At 50.0% G+C, this 16,604-nt stretch carries 17 protein-coding genes; 9 read left to right on the forward strand and 8 right to left on the reverse strand.

Going from position 1 to position 16,604, the window contains the following annotated elements; genetic code table 11:
* Positions 1-18 precede the first annotated feature (18 nt).
* Entirely contained in the window at positions 19-561 is a 543-nt protein-coding gene (infC, locus tag HOY33_RS01150; protein ID WP_113866144.1) for a translation initiation factor IF-3, read from the reverse strand.
* A gap of 3 nt (positions 562-564) precedes the next feature.
* Positions 565-2,493, reverse strand: coding sequence for a threonine--tRNA ligase (gene thrS, locus HOY33_RS01155; protein WP_172287826.1), 1,929 nt, complete (start codon positions 2,491-2,493; stop codon positions 565-567).
* A 381-nt stretch (positions 2,494-2,874) separates the two neighbouring features.
* Between thrS and HOY33_RS01160 the strand changes: the two genes are divergently transcribed.
* Positions 2,875-3,309, forward strand: a complete 435-nt coding sequence (locus tag HOY33_RS01160; protein WP_172287828.1) for an FMN-binding protein — start codon at positions 2,875-2,877, stop codon at positions 3,307-3,309.
* Positions 3,310-3,423: 114 nt separating this feature from the next.
* Here HOY33_RS01160 and HOY33_RS01165 read toward each other — a convergent pair whose 3' ends face one another.
* From HOY33_RS01165 to htpX, 4 genes are all read right to left on the reverse strand, one after another.
* Positions 3,424-3,690, reverse strand: a complete 267-nt coding sequence (locus HOY33_RS01165) for a YebO family protein (RefSeq protein WP_172287829.1) — start codon at positions 3,688-3,690, stop codon at positions 3,424-3,426.
* Positions 3,691-3,897: 207 nt separating this feature from the next.
* Complete coding sequence (kdgR, locus tag HOY33_RS01170; RefSeq protein ID WP_172287831.1) at positions 3,898-4,689, reverse strand: DNA-binding transcriptional regulator KdgR; 792 nt, start codon at positions 4,687-4,689, stop codon at positions 3,898-3,900.
* A 211-nt stretch (positions 4,690-4,900) separates the two neighbouring features.
* On the reverse strand, positions 4,901-6,067 hold the full coding sequence (gene ogl / locus HOY33_RS01175) for an oligogalacturonate lyase (RefSeq protein ID WP_172287833.1): 1,167 nt from the start codon (positions 6,065-6,067) through the stop codon (positions 4,901-4,903).
* Between the two features lie 312 nt (positions 6,068-6,379).
* Entirely contained in the window at positions 6,380-7,258 is an 879-nt protein-coding gene (gene htpX, locus HOY33_RS01180) for a protease HtpX (protein WP_172287834.1), read from the reverse strand.
* A gap of 483 nt (positions 7,259-7,741) precedes the next feature.
* Between htpX and HOY33_RS01185 the strand changes: the two genes are divergently transcribed.
* Together HOY33_RS01185 and HOY33_RS01190 are read left to right on the forward strand one after the other, a co-directional pair.
* A complete protein-coding gene (locus tag HOY33_RS01185) occupies positions 7,742-9,133 on the forward strand; it encodes an NAD-dependent succinate-semialdehyde dehydrogenase (RefSeq protein ID WP_172287836.1) in 1,392 nt (463 codons plus the stop codon).
* Between the two features lie 104 nt (positions 9,134-9,237).
* Positions 9,238-9,780, forward strand: coding sequence for an NADPH-dependent FMN reductase (locus HOY33_RS01190; RefSeq protein ID WP_172287837.1), 543 nt, complete (start codon positions 9,238-9,240; stop codon positions 9,778-9,780).
* Between the two features lie 95 nt (positions 9,781-9,875).
* Here HOY33_RS01190 and HOY33_RS01195 read toward each other — a convergent pair whose 3' ends face one another.
* Positions 9,876-10,133, reverse strand: a complete 258-nt coding sequence (locus tag HOY33_RS01195; RefSeq protein WP_172287839.1) for a hypothetical protein — start codon at positions 10,131-10,133, stop codon at positions 9,876-9,878.
* A gap of 258 nt (positions 10,134-10,391) precedes the next feature.
* On the opposite strand from HOY33_RS01195, the gene HOY33_RS01200 reads away from it, so the two are divergent.
* Positions 10,392-10,664 (forward strand): hypothetical protein, encoded by a 273-nt coding sequence (locus HOY33_RS01200; protein ID WP_172287840.1) that lies wholly within the window; start codon positions 10,392-10,394, stop codon positions 10,662-10,664.
* A gap of 124 nt (positions 10,665-10,788) precedes the next feature.
* Here the strand turns inward: HOY33_RS01200 and icd are convergent, their stop codons facing one another.
* Positions 10,789-12,042, reverse strand: coding sequence for an NADP-dependent isocitrate dehydrogenase (icd, locus tag HOY33_RS01205; protein ID WP_172287842.1), 1,254 nt, complete (start codon positions 12,040-12,042; stop codon positions 10,789-10,791).
* Positions 12,043-12,173: 131 nt separating this feature from the next.
* Between icd and rluE the strand changes: the two genes are divergently transcribed.
* From rluE to purB, 5 genes are all read left to right on the forward strand, one after another.
* The gene (gene rluE, locus HOY33_RS01210) at positions 12,174-12,797 is read left to right on the forward strand and encodes a 23S rRNA pseudouridine(2457) synthase RluE (protein ID WP_172287843.1); all 624 of its coding nucleotides are present in this window, start codon (positions 12,174-12,176) and stop codon (positions 12,795-12,797) included.
* Positions 12,790-13,236, forward strand: a complete 447-nt coding sequence (locus HOY33_RS01215; RefSeq protein ID WP_172287845.1) for an NUDIX hydrolase — start codon at positions 12,790-12,792, stop codon at positions 13,234-13,236. Before rluE ends, HOY33_RS01215 begins: the two co-directional genes overlap by 8 nt.
* 113 nt (positions 13,237-13,349) lie before the next feature.
* Positions 13,350-14,456 carry a tRNA 2-thiouridine(34) synthase MnmA gene (gene mnmA / locus HOY33_RS01220; protein WP_172287847.1) on the forward strand — a complete coding sequence of 369 codons (1,107 nt, stop codon included), beginning with the start codon at positions 13,350-13,352 and terminating at the stop codon, positions 14,454-14,456.
* A gap of 2 nt (positions 14,457-14,458) precedes the next feature.
* A complete protein-coding gene (gene hflD / locus HOY33_RS01225) occupies positions 14,459-15,085 on the forward strand; it encodes a high frequency lysogenization protein HflD (RefSeq protein WP_172287848.1) in 627 nt (208 codons plus the stop codon).
* Positions 15,086-15,140: 55 nt separating this feature from the next.
* Complete coding sequence (purB, locus tag HOY33_RS01230; RefSeq protein WP_172287850.1) at positions 15,141-16,511, forward strand: adenylosuccinate lyase; 1,371 nt, start codon at positions 15,141-15,143, stop codon at positions 16,509-16,511.
* Positions 16,512-16,604 lie beyond the last annotated feature (93 nt).

Consider the following 16,604-nt stretch of genomic DNA (forward strand, 5'->3'; position numbering starts at 1 on the left):
TTCAGCTACTTGAATGCCTTACTGTTTCTTCTTAGGTGCGAGCACCATGATCATCTGGCGGCCTTCAATCTTCGATGGGAAGGATTCAACCACTGCCAGTTCACTCAGATCGTCACGAACGCGGTTAAGCATTTCGATGCCAATCTGCTGGTGCGCCATTTCACGACCGCGAAAACGCAGCGTGATTTTGGCTTTATCGCCGTCTTCCAGAAAGCGAATCAGGTTGCGTAGTTTGACCTGATAGTCGCCATCATCGGTACCAGGCCGGAATTTAATTTCCTTGACCTGAATGACTTTTTGCTTCTTCTTCTGTTCCTTTGTAGCCTTACTCTTCTCATAGAGGAACTTGCCGTAATCCATGATTCGGCAAACCGGCGGCTCGGCGTTAGGACTGATTTCAACTAAATCAACACCTGCTTCCTCGGCTTTTTCTAATGCTTCATTCAGACTGACAATGCCAAGCTGTTCGCCTTCGACGCCTGTCAGGCGTACCTCATGTGCGCGAATTTCTCTGTTGATGCGATTAGGACGCGCCGGTTGAACTCGTTTTCCGCCTTTAATACCTTATTCCTCCAATTGATGAAGACTACGGCTGCGAATCTCTTGTTGCAGCTTATTAATAACTTCACTGACATCAAGGCTCCCCAGGTCTTTACCGCGACGGGTACGGACAGCAACTTTGCCTGCCTCAACCTCTTTATCGCCACAGACCAGCATATAGGGAACACGCCGTAAAGTGTGCTCGCGGATTTTAAAGCCTATCTTCTCATTTCTCAAGTCTGCTTTTACGCGAATGCCTGCTTCTTGCAGTTTTCTGGTCAATTCGCTGACATAGTCAGACTGGCTATCGGTGATATTCATGATCACCGCTTGTACCGGGGTCAACCAGGTTGGGAAGAAACCGGCGAATTCTTCGGTAAGGATACCGATGAAACGCTCCATTGATCCCAGAATGGCCCGATGAATCATTACCGGTACCTGACGTTCGTTACTTTCACCCACATAGGAAGCATTCAGGCGACCCGGTAGCGAAAAGTCGAGTTGCACCGTACCACACTGCCAGGCGCGATCCAAACAATCATGTAAGGTAAATTCAATTTTTGGTCCGTAGAACGCCCCTTCGCCCGGCTGATATTCAAATGGAATATCATTTTCGGTCAATGCGGCGGCCAGATCTTCTTCGGCGCGATCCCACATTTCATCGCTGCCGATACGTTTTTCAGGGCGGGTAGACAGTTTCACCACGATTTTTTCAAAACCGAAAGTGCCGTACATATCGTACACCATCTTGATGCAGCTATTCACTTCCTCACGGACCTGTTCTTCCGTGCAGAAGATATGCGCATCATCCTGCGTAAAGCCGCGAACGCGCATCAAACCATGTAATGAACCCGACGGTTCATTACGATGGCAACTGCCGAACTCAGCCATCCGCAGCGGCAGATCGCGATAAGATTTCAATCCCTGATTGAAAATCTGCACGTGCCCCGGGCAGTTCATCGGCTTGATGCAATATTCCCGGTTTTCCGACGAGGTGGTAAACATCGCTTCTTTGTAGTTGTCCCAGTGCCCGGTTTTTTCCCACAGCACGCGGTCCATCATGAACGGGCCTTTAACTTCCTGATACTGATATGCCTTCAGCTTCATGCGCACAAACGCTTCAAGCTCGCGGAAGATAGTCCAGCCATCATTGTGCCAGAACACCATTCCCGGCGCTTCTTCCTGCATATGGTAAAGATCGAGCTGCTTGCCAATCTTGCGGTGATCGCGTTTGGCGGCTTCTTCAATACGTTGCAGATAGGCGTTGAGCTGTTTTTTATCCGCCCAAGCCGTGCCGTAAATACGTTGCAGCATTTTGTTGCTGCTGTCGCCGCGCCAGTAGGCGCCGGACGTTTTCTGCAATTTAAAATGGTGGCAGAAACGCATATTCGGTACGTGCGGGCCACGGCACATATCGACATATTCCTGGTGATGATACAACCCAGGACGGTCGTCATGACTAATGTTTTCGTCCAGAATGGCGATTTTATAGGTCTCGCCGCGGGCGGCAAAGGTGTCGCGCGCTTCCTGCCAACTGACTTTCTTTTTAATCACGTCATAGTCGGTGTCGGCAAGCTCATGCATACGCTTTTCAAGCAGATCGATATCTTCCTGCGTCAGGGTGCGATCGATATCCACATCATAATAGAAACCGTTATCGATGACCGGACCAATCGCCATCCGGGTATCAGGCCACAACTGCTTGATGGCATGACCCAGCAAGTGAGCGCAGGAGTGACGAATAATCTCCAGACCCGCTTCATCTTTGGCGGTAATAATCGCCAACTGGGCGTCGGTTTCGATTTTGTCGCTGGCGTCGACCAATTCGCCGTTCACGCGGCCGGCGATACAGGCTTTTGCCAGTCCGGGACCGATATCAAGGGCGACATCAAGGGGAGAAACGGCGTGGTCGTAGTGACGCTGACTTCCATCAGGAAGGGTAATAACAGGCATTATAATTCCCTTATTTGCAGTGGTGACCCACACGAAAGATCACATGCAAAAAACAATTTCTTTAATTTCAGATGATTGCATGTCAAATCAGACCCACAATGTCAGATTGGCAAGCAAGTTGGCACACGATTTCGTTTGATGTGCACACATTCGCCTAAAAAGGCAGTCAGGATAATATCACTAAATAATCCAAGGATAAACGAACACATGCCGTTTGGAATAGCCATCATATTAGCCACAATAAAAATGCGTCATTAGCGCAAATTTGTTAATTGGCACACTGAATTCAAAAAGATGAAACGCTATTCTAATCGAGTATCAATGCGTCATTTATTAACTATACACCGTTACTATATCTATCATTCAGAAAGGAAATGAAGCATGAAAATGAAATTTTTACCCATCGTTCTCGTGGGTTTCGTTGCCGTTACTGCTTTTGCCGCAGAAAGCGTGATTAAGGATGGCACCTATAAAGCCGAGGCCATCGACTTTGATGCGCACGGATGGAAACCCTTTCTGGATCTGACATATAAGGATGGGAAAATCACTGAGGTCAAATTTGACTATACCAGTGAAAAAGACGGTCGCCTGAAAACCAGCGACAACGAATACATCAAGAAAATGGCCGCCACGACGGGCACATCACCGGATATCTATACGGTAAAACTCTCACAAAGCCTGTTGGCAACGCAGAATATCGACGCTGTCGATGGCGTAACGGGAGCAACGCACTCGACGGAAGACTTTAAAATACTTGCCGGCGCGGCAATAGAGAACGCTAAAGCGGGTAATTTAGAGACGGCTAAAATCGAATAAACTTTTATCGTTCCATGCGGCAGCAAAGTCGCATTTTCCTGTACCGCCTGAAGGCGCAAGATAATCCGCTTTGCTGCATATTACACCCTCTTTATGTATTCTTTCCGGCCGTCATTAACGTTCTGGAATGACGTTTTTAAAGTCAAGCACCGCATCATCCTGCGCCTGCAAATCGGCGGTATCTTCCTTTGCACGTTGTGGCACTAACATATTCAGCAAATCCAGCTGTTGCCGTTGTTGTTCAACGATCTCCTGCAACAGTTTGATTTGCTCATTCGCTCTGACGCTGGCCCGGTTAATAAAAAACCAGACCAGTAAAACCAGAAGCGCAATGAGTGCAATAAAAATCATCTCTAATGTATTCACAGCTATGCCACTCATAACAATTTGCCAGATAACAACTCACGGGCTCTCATCTTAGCATCAAGCCGAAGGTAAGTTCGATACTCTGCAATGCTAGCCTGACGCTCGCGACCATCGCCGCGCCGTGGCGCGGTTTTTTACAGCGTGCGCGACATCGCGCGGACAGCAGGCCGCCATAAAAAAACCTGTCGCGAGGACAGGCTTATATGCAGACATATCTTAATATCAGAAAGGGTAATCGTGATAGCCCATTTGTTCAGAGATATTTCTGGCGGCGGTATGCAACATGCCGACATATCCGAGTTTATTTTCTTCAGAAAAGCGAATGGTCGGGAATGAAATACTTAACCCCGCGATAACGACGCCGAAACGGTCAAAAACAGGAACCCCGATGCAGCGCAACCCTTCTTCCTGTTCTTCATTATCCTCACCGTATCCCTGTTCACGGACCACATCCAACTGCGTCAGCAGATCTTCGGCAGTACAAAGGGTATTCGGCGTGCTGCGCGTAAATTCGACGGTAGATAGAATATCCTTGACTTCCCCGCTATCGCGCCACGCCAGCAACACTTTACCAATGGCCGTACTATACAACGGATTACGGCGACCAATGCGGGAATACATACGCAGGTTATACATCGAATCAATCTTGTGGATATAAACGATGCTGTCTTCATCCAGTGCGCCGAGGTGAATGGTTTCCCGGGTAAGCGCGGAGAGCTCCCGCATTTGGATATCCGCGCTGCGGATTAAATCGACGTTCTGCAAGGCTTTCGCGCCCAGCTCAAACAATTTCAGCGTCAGCGAATATTTCTCTGATTCGCCTTCCTGCGCCACATAGCCCAGGGATTTCATCGTCTGCAAGAAACGGTACACGGTACTTTTAGACATCATCACGCGCTGCGAGAGTTCGGTAATACCGATTTCACGCTCTTCGCCTAATGCCTGCAAAATACCAAAAACCTTTAAAACGGACGACACGGAATCGGGTTGTTTATCTAAATCTGCAATAGCCATTTTTGTGGTTACCCTACTCAGTTTTCTTGTTTTAAAAAAAATAGAACAATGGTTTTAGTATAAAGGGAACTCGTTGATGATGGCAATGGAACAACGACGATAATCAAGCAACTTTGATAAATATCAGGGTAAAAAAAATTTACGAATTAATAGGTAAGTTAATTCATCGTCATAAACTGCGCCGTGTAATGACGCAGTTTATTCACGTGAATTACTGCCAGACGGAATCCGGCACTTTAGCCAGATAAAGCGCCGGTTTACCATCGACATCGGACGTAAACAGAATGTGTTTATTATCCGGCGTGAAGGAAGGATGCGGGTGAGTGACCTGACGGTCGCCTTCTAATACCGCCCAGGAGGTATTGTGCTGGGCAACACGGTACTGTTTGCCGCTGTGCATATTAAATACGTACAGGAAAGGATCGTTTTCAATCTTATAACCGCTATCATCCTGCACATCAACCGGTGCATCAGAACCATCGCCGACCAGCAATGAGCCGTCAAAATTACTCATCAGGTGAGAACAGGCCGGCATAACCATTAACTGACGGTTTTCCAGCGTAACCGGATCAACCCGGCAGATATACCGGTTGGGATCGCCTTTGTGGTAAGACACATAGATCATCGCCGAACCGTCTGGCACCCAGAATTCATGGGTGCAACTCTCGCCTTGCGCATGCGCTTTTACTTTACGCATGTGGCTGCCGTCTTCATTAATGAACCACATCCGGGCGTCCACCCGATCGTGCGGGCCTTCATGACAGAAAGCCACGGTATTATCATCCCCGGGGCGATAAATCGGATGACCCAGCCATTGGTTTTCCTGAAGTATGGTTTGCGCTTTACCGGTTGCCAGATCGACCCGAATCAGGCGGCAACAGGGATTGGTAAAATAGAATTCCTGGAATTTTTTCCAGTCCGTTAACGGCTGCCAATCTTCTTTTTTAATTTCAATGCCGACCATTTTAGTACAATCGGAATTCGCCACCCAGGTACCGTAACCCACCCAATCATCAGGAACCTGGTAAATCATTTTCTCTTCCAGCGTTTCCAGATCGACACGCATCAGATTACGTACATTTTTTACGTAATACAGCGTATCGTCGTCAGGGGAGAGGAAACCGCCAAAGGTATTATCGCCCTTGCCTTCGGTTAACTGCGTTGCCTGCTGCGTTTCCAGATCCAGCAGGTAATAGTTCCACGGGCCATCAAAAGCACCGCCAAACAGCAACTTGCTTCCATCGTTAGTGAAACATTTCTGATAAAAATAATTGCGGTGGCAGATAACATCGGGCGGAGTCAGCCGTACAACGTCTGTGCCGGTTGCCGAATCCTGATAGGTATGAAACGCGAGGGAGAGCTTGTTGCCTTTGGCCATTCCGTAAATCCTTAGAACCGATCGTGAAAAGTCTGACGCCGTGCGCGCATACCATGATGTCGCTTATCATTGCGATCATCTAAAACCACACTTTCCTGGCTCACGCGATAACGCCGGTCATCCAACATTATAGAAACAATGTTTCAATTTTCCGTGATCGCGATTTTGTTTTATGAAACATTCCGGTATTTAGATCGGCGCTTTCTGATTTAATGACATTGCTGAAGCAAAGAAAAAGCCGCGCAGGACATTAGCGGGAGACAGAAATGACCAAGGCCCGTTAAGGGCCTTGGGGGAAACAGACTTGAACGGTTACTTCAGGTAGGCACCGGAACGCAGAGCTTCGATCCGTTTATCCAACGGAGGATGCGACATAAACAATTCGCTGAACGACTTGGATTTACCGTTAATACAGAAAGCCAGCATGCTGCTCTCTTCCTGTGGTTCATAACTGGTTTTCAGCCGTTGCAACGCGGCAATCATTTTTTCACGCCCTACCAGCTTCGCCGACCCCGCATCCGCATGGAATTCACGGTAGCGGGAGAACCACATGGTAATAATGCTGGCAAGAATACCAAACACCAATTCCAGCACCGTGGCAACGGCGAAATAGACGAGCGGATTACCGCTGCCCTGGCCTTCATCCCGATTTCCGGACAGAAAGCCGGAAGCGACCTGAGCAATCAGGCGGGAAATAAAGATAACAAAGGTATTCACTACGCCCTGGATTAACGTCATGGTGACCATATCGCCGTTAGCCACATGGCTGATTTCATGAGCAATGACCGCTTCTGCTTCATCACGGCTCATGTTTTGCAACAGCCCGGTGCTGACAGCGACCAGCGATGCGTCACGCCGCGCCCCGGTGGCGAAAGCGTTAATATCCGGCGCATGATAAATCGCGACCTGAGGCATCACGATACCCGCCTGCTGAGACTGCGAACGGACGGTTTCCAGCAACCAACGTTCTGTTTCGTTACGTGGTTGTTCAATCACTTCCCCACCAACAGATCGTAATGCCATCCATTTAGACATCAGCAGTGATACAAACGCACCGCCAAAGCCGAACAGCCCAGCCATAATCATTAAACCCTGGACACTGCTGGATTGAATTCCCGTCAGGCTGAGTACCAGCCCGAAAACCAACATCACCGCCAGGTTGGTGATCAGGAAAAGCGCAATACGCATCATAGAAGTTTGATTTCCTCTCGCAGAAAAATGAAGTTTGCAACAATCCATATCGTATGGGCTGCGGCGTCATTTTCAAGCATTCTTAACTTTTCAGTTACTAAATCCACATAACTTTACATTTTTCAAAAGGAAAGTCGCGATAAACAGCCTAAGCGGAGCGCGCATCGGCGGCGGTCAAGGTTTTATTTTCAGCATCGCATGTTGACGAAAAGTCATGTCGATGACGGCCAGCGCTCCCCCCGCTTGAACGTGAATTAGCACATCCTGTTCAACAGCAGATAGGATCTAAGGCAAAAATAAGCGTACTATCAATTTATGTCGATAAAGTTAACACTTGGTCATTAGAGTATTATTGTAGTGTTGCAGAAAAGAGATACGCTGTTTGTTCGGACATCCATCGCCCCCCGACAGCGTTTACCATCATGTGGAAATATCTAGCTTAAGCAGTCTCTACGTATTTCCCTCTATTATAAGGAAAATAATATGGCCTACGCCACAACGAACCCTTACACCGGGGAATTAATAAAAACTTTTCCTGATGCGACGGATGCCGAAGTCGCATCCGCAATAGAACACGCGCATGCGACTTTCCTGGCATGGAAAGACACCTCTTTTGCGGAAAGACGAGCCATCATGCAACGTGCAGCGGATTTACTGCGTGAAGAGAGCGACAGCTACGCAAAACTCTTGACGTTGGAGATGGGTAAACTGTTCACCGAAGCAAAAGCGGAAGTCGAGTTATCCGCCCAGATTTTCGAATATTACGCAAAATACGCGGAATCACTGCTTGAACCGGAAAAGCTTCCGGTAGCCGATCCTGCCGAAGGTGAAGCGGTGGTATACCATGAACCGCTTGGTGTCCTGTTAGCCATCGAACCGTGGAATTTCCCTTATTACCAGATTGCCCGCATCATTGCCCCGCAGTTGTCCGCCGGGAATACCATCTTGCTGAAACATGCCTCAAACGTTCCGCAGAGCGCGGCATTGTTTGACCGTCTGATGCGTGATGCAGGCTTGCCGGAAGGGGCTTTCAAAAATCTGTACGTCACGCGTTCCCAGATTGAACGCATCCTTAACGATCCGCGCGTGCACGGTGTTGCGCTCACCGGCTCTGAAGACGCCGGCGCGCTCGTTGCCCAGCAAGCCGCCAAAGCACTCAAAAAATCGACGCTCGAACTGGGCGGCGCGGATGCGTTTATCGTACTGGCCGACGCCGAAATGGAAAAAACCGTCAAATGGGCGGTATTCGGACGTCACTGGAACGGCGGACAGGTCTGTGTGTCATCTAAACGCATGATTATCGTCGATGAGGTTTATGACGAATTCCTCAAACTGTATACCGATGGCGTAGCGGCATTACGCGCAGGCGACCCCATGTCCCCCGATACCACGCTTGCCCCGCTTTCATCGCAAAAAGCGGCGGATGAGGTGAAAGAGAAAATCCAGTTTGCTGTGGATCATGGCGCAATCGCCACAGAGGTTGGTCCTAAGGTCCCGGAAAAAGGCGCATTCGTTCAGCCAACCATTCTGACAAACGTGTTACCGGACAACCCGGCCTATTCCATGGAGTTTTTCGGGCCGATATCAATGCTTTTCCGGGCCAAAGATGAAGCTGACGCGATCCGCATCGCCAATGATTCTCCCTTCGGTTTAGGCGGCTCCGTCTTCACCCGGGATACCCAACATGGCGCGGAAGTCGCGAAAAAAGTCTCAACCGGTATGGTGTTTGTTAACCATCCGACCATGGTTAAAGCCGACCTCCCCTTTGGCGGGGTCCGTCGTTCAGGGTATGGTCGTGAGTTAATTGGATTGGGCATCAAAGAATTTGTAAACCATAAATTGGTCAACATTGTCGATATTGATGCTGAATTCTGATCCCGGTTTTTCTGACATAATGACCTGTATGCGGTATTTTCTCTGCGCAAATTAAAAATACAGGTCACTATTTAAAAGAACATTATTATATGGAGGAAAATATTATGGCGGCTATTAATCTCGTAGGTATAGCAGGCAGTTTACGTCAAAAATCAACCAACAAAGGCCTGTTGCGGGCAGCGAAATCACTATTACCAGACAATGTATCGCTGGATATTGCTGATTTAAACGACGTGCCCTTTTATAATGCAGACATAATAATCGTACCCGATGCCGTTCAACGAATAATACAGCAGGTCAAAAAAGCGGACGGTTTAATTATCGCCTGCACGGAATACAATTACTCTATTGCCCCTGCGTTGAAAAATATTCTGGATTGGATATCACGTGACGACGATAAAACATTATTGGCAGGAAAGCCGTTAGCGATAATGGGTTCCGGCGGCGGTATGGGAACATCGCGCGCGCAGTACCATTTACGTCAGGTTTGCGTATTTCTTGAGTTGCAACCCTTGAATAAACCAGAGGTTTTCTCAAACGCCTTTAGCGGTAGCTTTGACGCGGACGGCAACCTTGTTGACGAAAAAATCAAAGGTTTAATATCACAACAGATATCCACGCTAGTGGAAACCATCAATAAAGCGTAAAAACGCAATGGTCAGCATCAACCTGAAAAGCGCTGTCTGACATAGGTAATATAAAACCTATGGCGCGAGTCGACTATGCTGACCACGATAAAACATCAAGCTGGAAAATAGGTTATCGAATGCTCGGGCGTATCGTTTTTAGCATTGATGATCAAATCCCAGTCGCCGGTATAAGGAACCGTTAAATATATTTCATTCTCAGCTCTTACGCTAATAGCATCCTGCATAACATTTTTATTCTGAGGGTCGGTCGCGTGCGCGCCATTAACCATCTGAAGCTCAAACGCATTAGCGCATCGAACAATTACCGTATCACCACCAAAAAGACTTAAACACGTGCGAATTACAGACATACATCCTCCACGGCACACAGCCATTGGCATGCCTTCATGAAACAAATCTATGGATCATTTCCCACAACGGGATTTTCATAAGAACAAAATGTATACCGACAGATTGTGATCTAGATCAACTTAATTCCACGTTTCCGGTGAATCTTCTGTGGAATAAGATTGGCTTATGGCAGACAACCTTGCTCAACACACAAAAAGCGCTAATTGATAATCCTCCGCCTATACTTTTAGAGTCATAGTGAAATTACAGAGGCTTTTATGCTTTGGTTTGAGGAAGGTTTGTATTTAAGAATAAAACAGTTGGAAAACGGCCCCTCACCCTTGCCGCTTAACAGCGGGTTTAACTGTGAAACCGCCTACCGAGCGATTGGCGTGTTCAATCCGTCTGAAACATCGGACGCCTATTATATTTTTTCCAACGATAGAGATGAGATATGGTTTATCTGCAACAGACACCTGCGAACGGTTGCCATCTCGCCAAAACCCGCGGATTTCCGCCGGCCGCTGGCTTCATTTTCAGTGATGGCCTGAATGATAATCGGACGCAAAGTCCAAAAGAACGCTTGAGCGTAAAAAGAGCGCGTTGAAGCGATCCGCAATCGCATTAGAATAATAAACGGAAGCATTAAGCCTCCGTTTATTGGATAACCGTCGCTTACATATTATCGATGATATCCTGCGCGAACTCGCTACATTTCCGCAGCTTAGCGCCGTCCATCAGACGTTCGAAATCGTAGGTCACGGTCTTGTTCTTGATCGCGCCCTCAACGCCTTTAACAATCAGGTCGGCGGCTTCGAACCATTGCAGATGGCGCAGCATCATTTCAGCAGACAGGATAACCGAACCCGGGTTCACTTTGTCCTGACCGGCGTACTTCGGCGCAGTACCGTGAGTCGCTTCAAACAGCGCGCATTCATCGCCGATATTCGCGCCGGGGGCAATACCGATACCGCCGACCTGCGCGGCCAGGGCGTCGGAAATGTAGTCGCCGTTCAGGTTCATACAGGCGATGACATCGTATTCGGCCGGACGCAGCAGAATTTGTTGTAAAAACGCATCCGCAATGACGTCTTTAACCACAATCTCTTTACCGGTTTTCGGATTGTTGATTTTAACCCACGGGCCGCCATCAATCAGTTCACCGCCAAACTCTTCACGCGCCAGTTGGTAGCCCCAGTCTTTAAAGGCGCCCTCGGTGAATTTCATGATATTGCCTTTATGAACCAGCGTGACGGAGTCGCGATCGTTGGTAATCGCGTATTCAATCGCCGCGCGCACCAGGCGTTTTGTGCCCTGCTCGGAACAGGGTTTGATGCCGATACCGCACTGCTCTGGGAAACGAATTTTGTTTACGCCCATCTCGTCACGCAGGAATTTGATCACTTTATCCGCTTCAGCCGAGCCGGCTTTCCACTCGATACCCGCATAGATATCTTCCGCGTTCTCACGGAAGATCACCATGTCGGTCAATTCAGGGTGTTTAACCGGGCTTGGCGTGCCTTCGTAGTAGCGCACCGGACGCAGACAGATATACAGATCCAGTTGCTGACGCAAGGCAACGTTCAGAGAACGGATGCCGCCGCCGACTGGCGTAGTCAACGGACCTTTAATCGCCACACGATATTCACGAATCAGATCCAGCGTTTCTTCCGGCAGCCAAACGTCTTTGCCATAAATCTGCGTTGATTTTTCGCCGGTATAAATTTCCATCCAGGAGATAGCGCGCTTGCCCTGATAGGCTTTTTTTACTGCCGCATTAACAACATTGATCATCGCCGGCGTTACATCGACGCCTATGCCGTCCCCTTCGATAAAAGGAATGACCGGATTATTGGGAACGATCAGCTTACCTTGAGCATCAACCGTGATCTTTTGACCTTCTGTCGGTACCACTACTTTGCTTTCCATTAACCTCTCCTTCGAGCGCAATTGTGTTAATGACTTGTAAGATGTGAGTCGATACTACTTGAATATTTTGCCCGCGCCAATCGCAAACCATTTCGAGTATAATGATTTTGTTATCCGCGACCATAAAGACGATGAATAAATTCCCTGTTAAAAATCACCAAGTTAAACGTTTCAGCTCACGGGCGGCGGCAAAACGCGGCAGTAAGGGACCACGACGTATCGTATTGTTCAATAAACCCTTTGACGTGCTGCCGCAATTCACCGATGAGGCCGGCCGCTCAACCCTGAAAGACTATATCCCGATCGAGGATATCTACGCCGCCGGACGTTTAGACCGTGACAGCGAAGGGCTGATGATCCTCACCAATGACGGCAAGCTTCAGGCCAGGCTCACCCAGCCGTCGCAAAAAACCGCCAAGACCTATTATGCTCAGGTTGAAGGCATTCCCGATCAAGCGGCGCTTGCGCGATTTCGCGCCGGGCTGGCGCTGAAAGATGGTAAAACCTTACCGGCGGGCGTTGATATCGTTCCTGAACCTGAATGGCTGTGGGAACGGGTTCCGCCTATTCGGGAGCGGAAAAGCATTCCCGACTGCTGGCTGAAAATCACGCTTTATGAAGGACGCAACCGTCAGGTGCGCCGTATGACGGCTCATATCGGTTATCCCACGCTGCGTTTGATCCGCTATGGTATGGCAAACCAGACCGTGAAAAACCTGTTGCCCGGAGAATGGAAGGAGATTGTTGATGTTTAAGCCGCACGTTACCGTGGCCTGCGTGGTGCAGGCTGAGAACCATTTTCTGGTGGTCGAAGAGTTGATTAACGATAAGCTGCTGTGGAATCAGCCCGCCGGACATCTCGAAGCCGATGAAACGCTGATTCAAGCCGCCAGCCGCGAGCTATGGGAAGAAACAGGCATTCAGGCCGCGCCGCAGAGTTTTCTGCAACTGCACCAGTGGATCGCGCCGGATCGGACGCCGTTTCTGCGCTTTTGTTTTGCTCTCGACTTGCCGCATCGTCTGGAAACCCAGCCGCACGATAACGATATTGAGCGCTGCCGCTGGCTGACGGCCGAGGAAATTCTTCACTCCAACCAGCTGCGCTCACCGTTAGTCGCCGAGAGTATTCGACGCTATCAACAGCCGGAACGCTACCCGCTAACCCTGCTCGGCGCGTTTAACTGGCCATTTTAGCGGACAACACATCAGGAATAGCGATGCAGGCCCGGCCGCATCATGATAAAATGCGCCGCTTGTTTTTCGCTTTAATGCGTAAGTGTTCCAGTTCGTGAGATCGTGAGACGTCCATGTCAGATAACAGCCAGAAAAAAGTGATTGTCGGTATGTCCGGCGGTGTTGATTCATCCGTTTCCGCTTACCTGTTGCAGCAACAGGGCTATCAAGTCGAAGGCCTGTTTATGAAAAACTGGGAAGAGGACGACGACACGGAGTATTGCTCCGCCGCCGCCGATCTTGCCGACGCGCAGGCCGTCTGCGACAGGCTTGGCATTGCGTTGCATACCGTCAATTTCGCCGCCGAATACTGGGACAATGTGTTTGAACTGTTTCTGGCCGAATATCGGGCGGGCCGCACGCCTAATCCCGATATTCTGTGCAACAAAGAGATAAAATTTAAAGCCTTTCTTGAATTCGCGGCGGAAGATTTAGGCGCGGACTACATCGCCACCGGCCACTATGTCCGCCGCCAGGACGTTGACGGGAAAAGCCGCCTGCTGCGCGGGATCGACGGCAACAAAGATCAGAGCTATTTCCTCTATACGCTGAGCCATGAACAGATTGCGCAAAGTTTGTTCCCGGTGGGCGAACTGGAAAAACCGCAGGTGCGTAAAATCGCCGAGCAGTTGGATCTCGCCACCGCCAAAAAGAAAGACTCCACCGGTATTTGCTTTATCGGCGAACGTAAATTCACTGATTTCCTGGCCCGCTATCTGCCTGCCCAACCAGGCCCGATTTTGTCCGTGGATGACAGTAAATCCATGGGGCAGCATCAGGGGCTGATGTATCACACCCTGGGACAGCGGAAAGGGTTGGGCATCGGCGGCGTCAAAGATGGCGGCGAAGATCCCTGGTATGTGGTGGATAAGGACGTAGAAAACAACATCCTGTATGTCGCCCAAGGACATGAACACCCTCGCCTGATGTCTTACGGTTTACTCGCCCAGCAGTTGCACTGGGTTGATCGCCAGCCATTAACCACGGCATTACGTTGTGTGGTGAAAACCCGTTATCGTCAGGCTGATATCCCCTGCACCGTCACCCCGCTGGGTGACGATCGCATCACCGTACGTTTTGATGAGCCGGTAGCCGCGGTGACGCCGGGTCAGTCGGCCGTTTTCTATCTGGGCGACGTTTGCCTGGGTGGCGGCATCATTGAAGAACGCTTACAGGAGTGATCGTGGCCAAGAATTATCATGATATTACCCTGGCGCTGGCAGGCGTCTGTCAGTCCGCCTACCTGGTGCAACAGTTAGCCCATACCGGCAACTGCGACAATGACATTCTGCATACGTCGCTCAACAGTATTCTGGTGGTGAACCCGGCCTCGACGCTGTCCGTCTATGGCGATACGGAGCGCAATCTGAAAACCGGGTTGGAAAGCCTGCTGGGTATATTAAACACCAGCGGCAAAGGCCCGGGCGCGGAGCTATCGCGCTATGCTTTCAGTCTGATTGCTCTGGAGCGCAAGCTGCACGCCAAAAGCGCGGCGCTCGACGAACTGGGTAAGCGCATCGGGCAGTTGGAGCGTCAGTTGGAGCATTTTGAACTGCTCTCTGATACGATCATCGGCGCGCTGGCCGGCATTTATGTGGATGTGATCAGCACGCTGGGGCCGCGAATTCAGGTAACGGGGTCGCCAGAGATACTGAAAAACAGTCAGATCCAGGCCAAGGTGCGCGCTGCGCTATTAGCCGGTATTCGCTCTGCGGTGCTGTGGCAGCAGATTGGCGGCGGACGCCTGCAACTGATGTTCTCCCGCGGTCAACTGGTGAAAGAAGCAAAACAGCTATTGGCACGGTGCTGACCCCCAATTTACGCGTACTTATTGTTATTAAAATCAATCCCAGGAGTTGCTTGCGATGGAATTATCCTCACTGACCGCCGTTTCCCCGATAGATGGCCGCTACGGCGATAAAGTCAGCACGTTGCGCGCTATTTTCAGCGAATTCGGTTTGCTGAAGTTTCGCGTACAGGTTGAAGTACGTTGGCTGCAAAAGTTGGCGGCCTGTGCAGAAATCCAGGAAGTTCCTGCATTTGATGCCGACGCAAACGCTTTCCTTGACCGGATTGTCGCCGAATTTGACGAACAGGACGCCGCGCGCATTAAAACCATTGAGCGCACCACCAACCACGACGTCAAAGCCGTCGAATATTTTCTGAAGGAAAAAGTCGCCGCCGTTCCGGCGCTGCACGCCGTCAGTGAATTCATTCACTTTGCCTGTACTTCGGAAGACATCAACAACCTGTCTCATGCGCTGATGCTGGATACCGCGCGCCGCGAAGTCATTCTGCCCTACTGGCGTAAAATCATTGACGCCCTGGCGGATCTGTCCCGGCAATATCGCGATATCCCGCTGCTGTCGCGCACTCACGGTCAGCCGGCCACGCCGTCGACCATCGGCAAAGAGTTTGCCAATGTGACCTATCGTATGGAGCGTCAGTATCGCCAGCTTCTCCAGGTCGACATTCTGGGTAAAATTAACGGCGCCGTAGGCAACTACAACGCGCACATTGCCGCCTACCCCGACGTTGACTGGCACCGGTTCAGCGAGGAGTTCGTCACTTCGCTGGGGATCGCCTGGAACCCCTACACCACCCAGATCGAGCCGCATGACTACATTGCGGAACTATTTGACTGCATCGCCCGCTTTAACACTATTTTGATCGACTTCGACCGCGACATCTGGGGTTACATTGCGCTTAACCACTTCAGGCAGAAAACCATCGCCGGTGAAATCGGCTCTTCCACCATGCCGCATAAAGTGAACCCGATTGATTTCGAGAACTCAGAAGGCAACCTGGGATTAGCCAATGCCGTTTTAGGCCATTTAGCCGGCAAACTGCCGGTTTCCCGCTGGCAGCGCGACCTGACCGACTCGACGGTATTACGCAACCTGGGCGTCGGCGTCGGCTATGCGTTGATCGCCTATCAGTCAACGTTGAAAGGCATCAGCAAGCTGGAGGTTAACCGCGACCACCTGAGTGAAGAACTGGATCACAACTGGGAAGTGTTGGCGGAACCGATTCAAACCGTGATGCGCCGTTATAGCATTGAAAAACCTTACGAAAAGCTAAAAGAGCTGACGCGGGGCAAACGCGTTGATGCCGCAGGCATTCAGGCCTTCATCGACGGGCTGGATCTGCCGGAAGCAGAAAAAACGCGGCTGAAAACCCTGACGCCGGCGAATTACATCGGCCGTGCGGTAAAAATGGTTGATGACCTGAAATAAGCGTATATCACCACTGGCGGGCCGCGCGCCCGCCTTTTACTCTATTCTCTTCCCCCTTTTCCCGCCTGTTTATTCTCTGTTTATGCTCTCTAT

The organism is Brenneria sp. hezel4-2-4, assembly GCF_013155275.1.
Lineage (GTDB): Bacteria > Pseudomonadota > Gammaproteobacteria > Enterobacterales > Enterobacteriaceae > Brenneria.

Bases quoted from the DNA above. Each gene is read 5' to 3' on its own strand.
- thrS (WP_172287826.1), bottom strand. From the start codon at position 2,493: ATGCCTGTTATTACCCTTCCTGATGGAAGTCAGCGTCACTACGACCAC.
- HOY33_RS01160 (WP_172287828.1), top strand. From the start codon at position 2,875: ATGAAAATGAAATTTTTACCCATCGTTCTCGTGGGTTTCGTTGCCGTT.
- HOY33_RS01165 (WP_172287829.1), bottom strand. From the start codon at position 3,690: ATGAGTGGCATAGCTGTGAATACATTAGAGATGATTTTTATTGCACTC.
- kdgR (WP_172287831.1), bottom strand. From the start codon at position 4,689: ATGGCTATTGCAGATTTAGATAAACAACCCGATTCCGTGTCGTCCGTT.
- ogl (WP_172287833.1), bottom strand. From the start codon at position 6,067: ATGGCCAAAGGCAACAAGCTCTCCCTCGCGTTTCATACCTATCAGGAT.
- htpX (WP_172287834.1), bottom strand. From the start codon at position 7,258: ATGATGCGTATTGCGCTTTTCCTGATCACCAACCTGGCGGTGATGTTG.
- HOY33_RS01185 (WP_172287836.1), top strand. From the start codon at position 7,742: ATGGCCTACGCCACAACGAACCCTTACACCGGGGAATTAATAAAAACT.
- HOY33_RS01190 (WP_172287837.1), top strand. From the start codon at position 9,238: ATGGCGGCTATTAATCTCGTAGGTATAGCAGGCAGTTTACGTCAAAAA.
- HOY33_RS01195 (WP_172287839.1), bottom strand. From the start codon at position 10,133: ATGTCTGTAATTCGCACGTGTTTAAGTCTTTTTGGTGGTGATACGGTA.
- HOY33_RS01200 (WP_172287840.1), top strand. From the start codon at position 10,392: ATGCTTTGGTTTGAGGAAGGTTTGTATTTAAGAATAAAACAGTTGGAA.
- icd (WP_172287842.1), bottom strand. From the start codon at position 12,042: ATGGAAAGCAAAGTAGTGGTACCGACAGAAGGTCAAAAGATCACGGTT.
- rluE (WP_172287843.1), top strand. From the start codon at position 12,174: ATGAATAAATTCCCTGTTAAAAATCACCAAGTTAAACGTTTCAGCTCA.
- HOY33_RS01215 (WP_172287845.1), top strand. From the start codon at position 12,790: ATGTTTAAGCCGCACGTTACCGTGGCCTGCGTGGTGCAGGCTGAGAAC.
- mnmA (WP_172287847.1), top strand. From the start codon at position 13,350: ATGTCAGATAACAGCCAGAAAAAAGTGATTGTCGGTATGTCCGGCGGT.
- purB (WP_172287850.1), top strand. From the start codon at position 15,141: ATGGAATTATCCTCACTGACCGCCGTTTCCCCGATAGATGGCCGCTAC.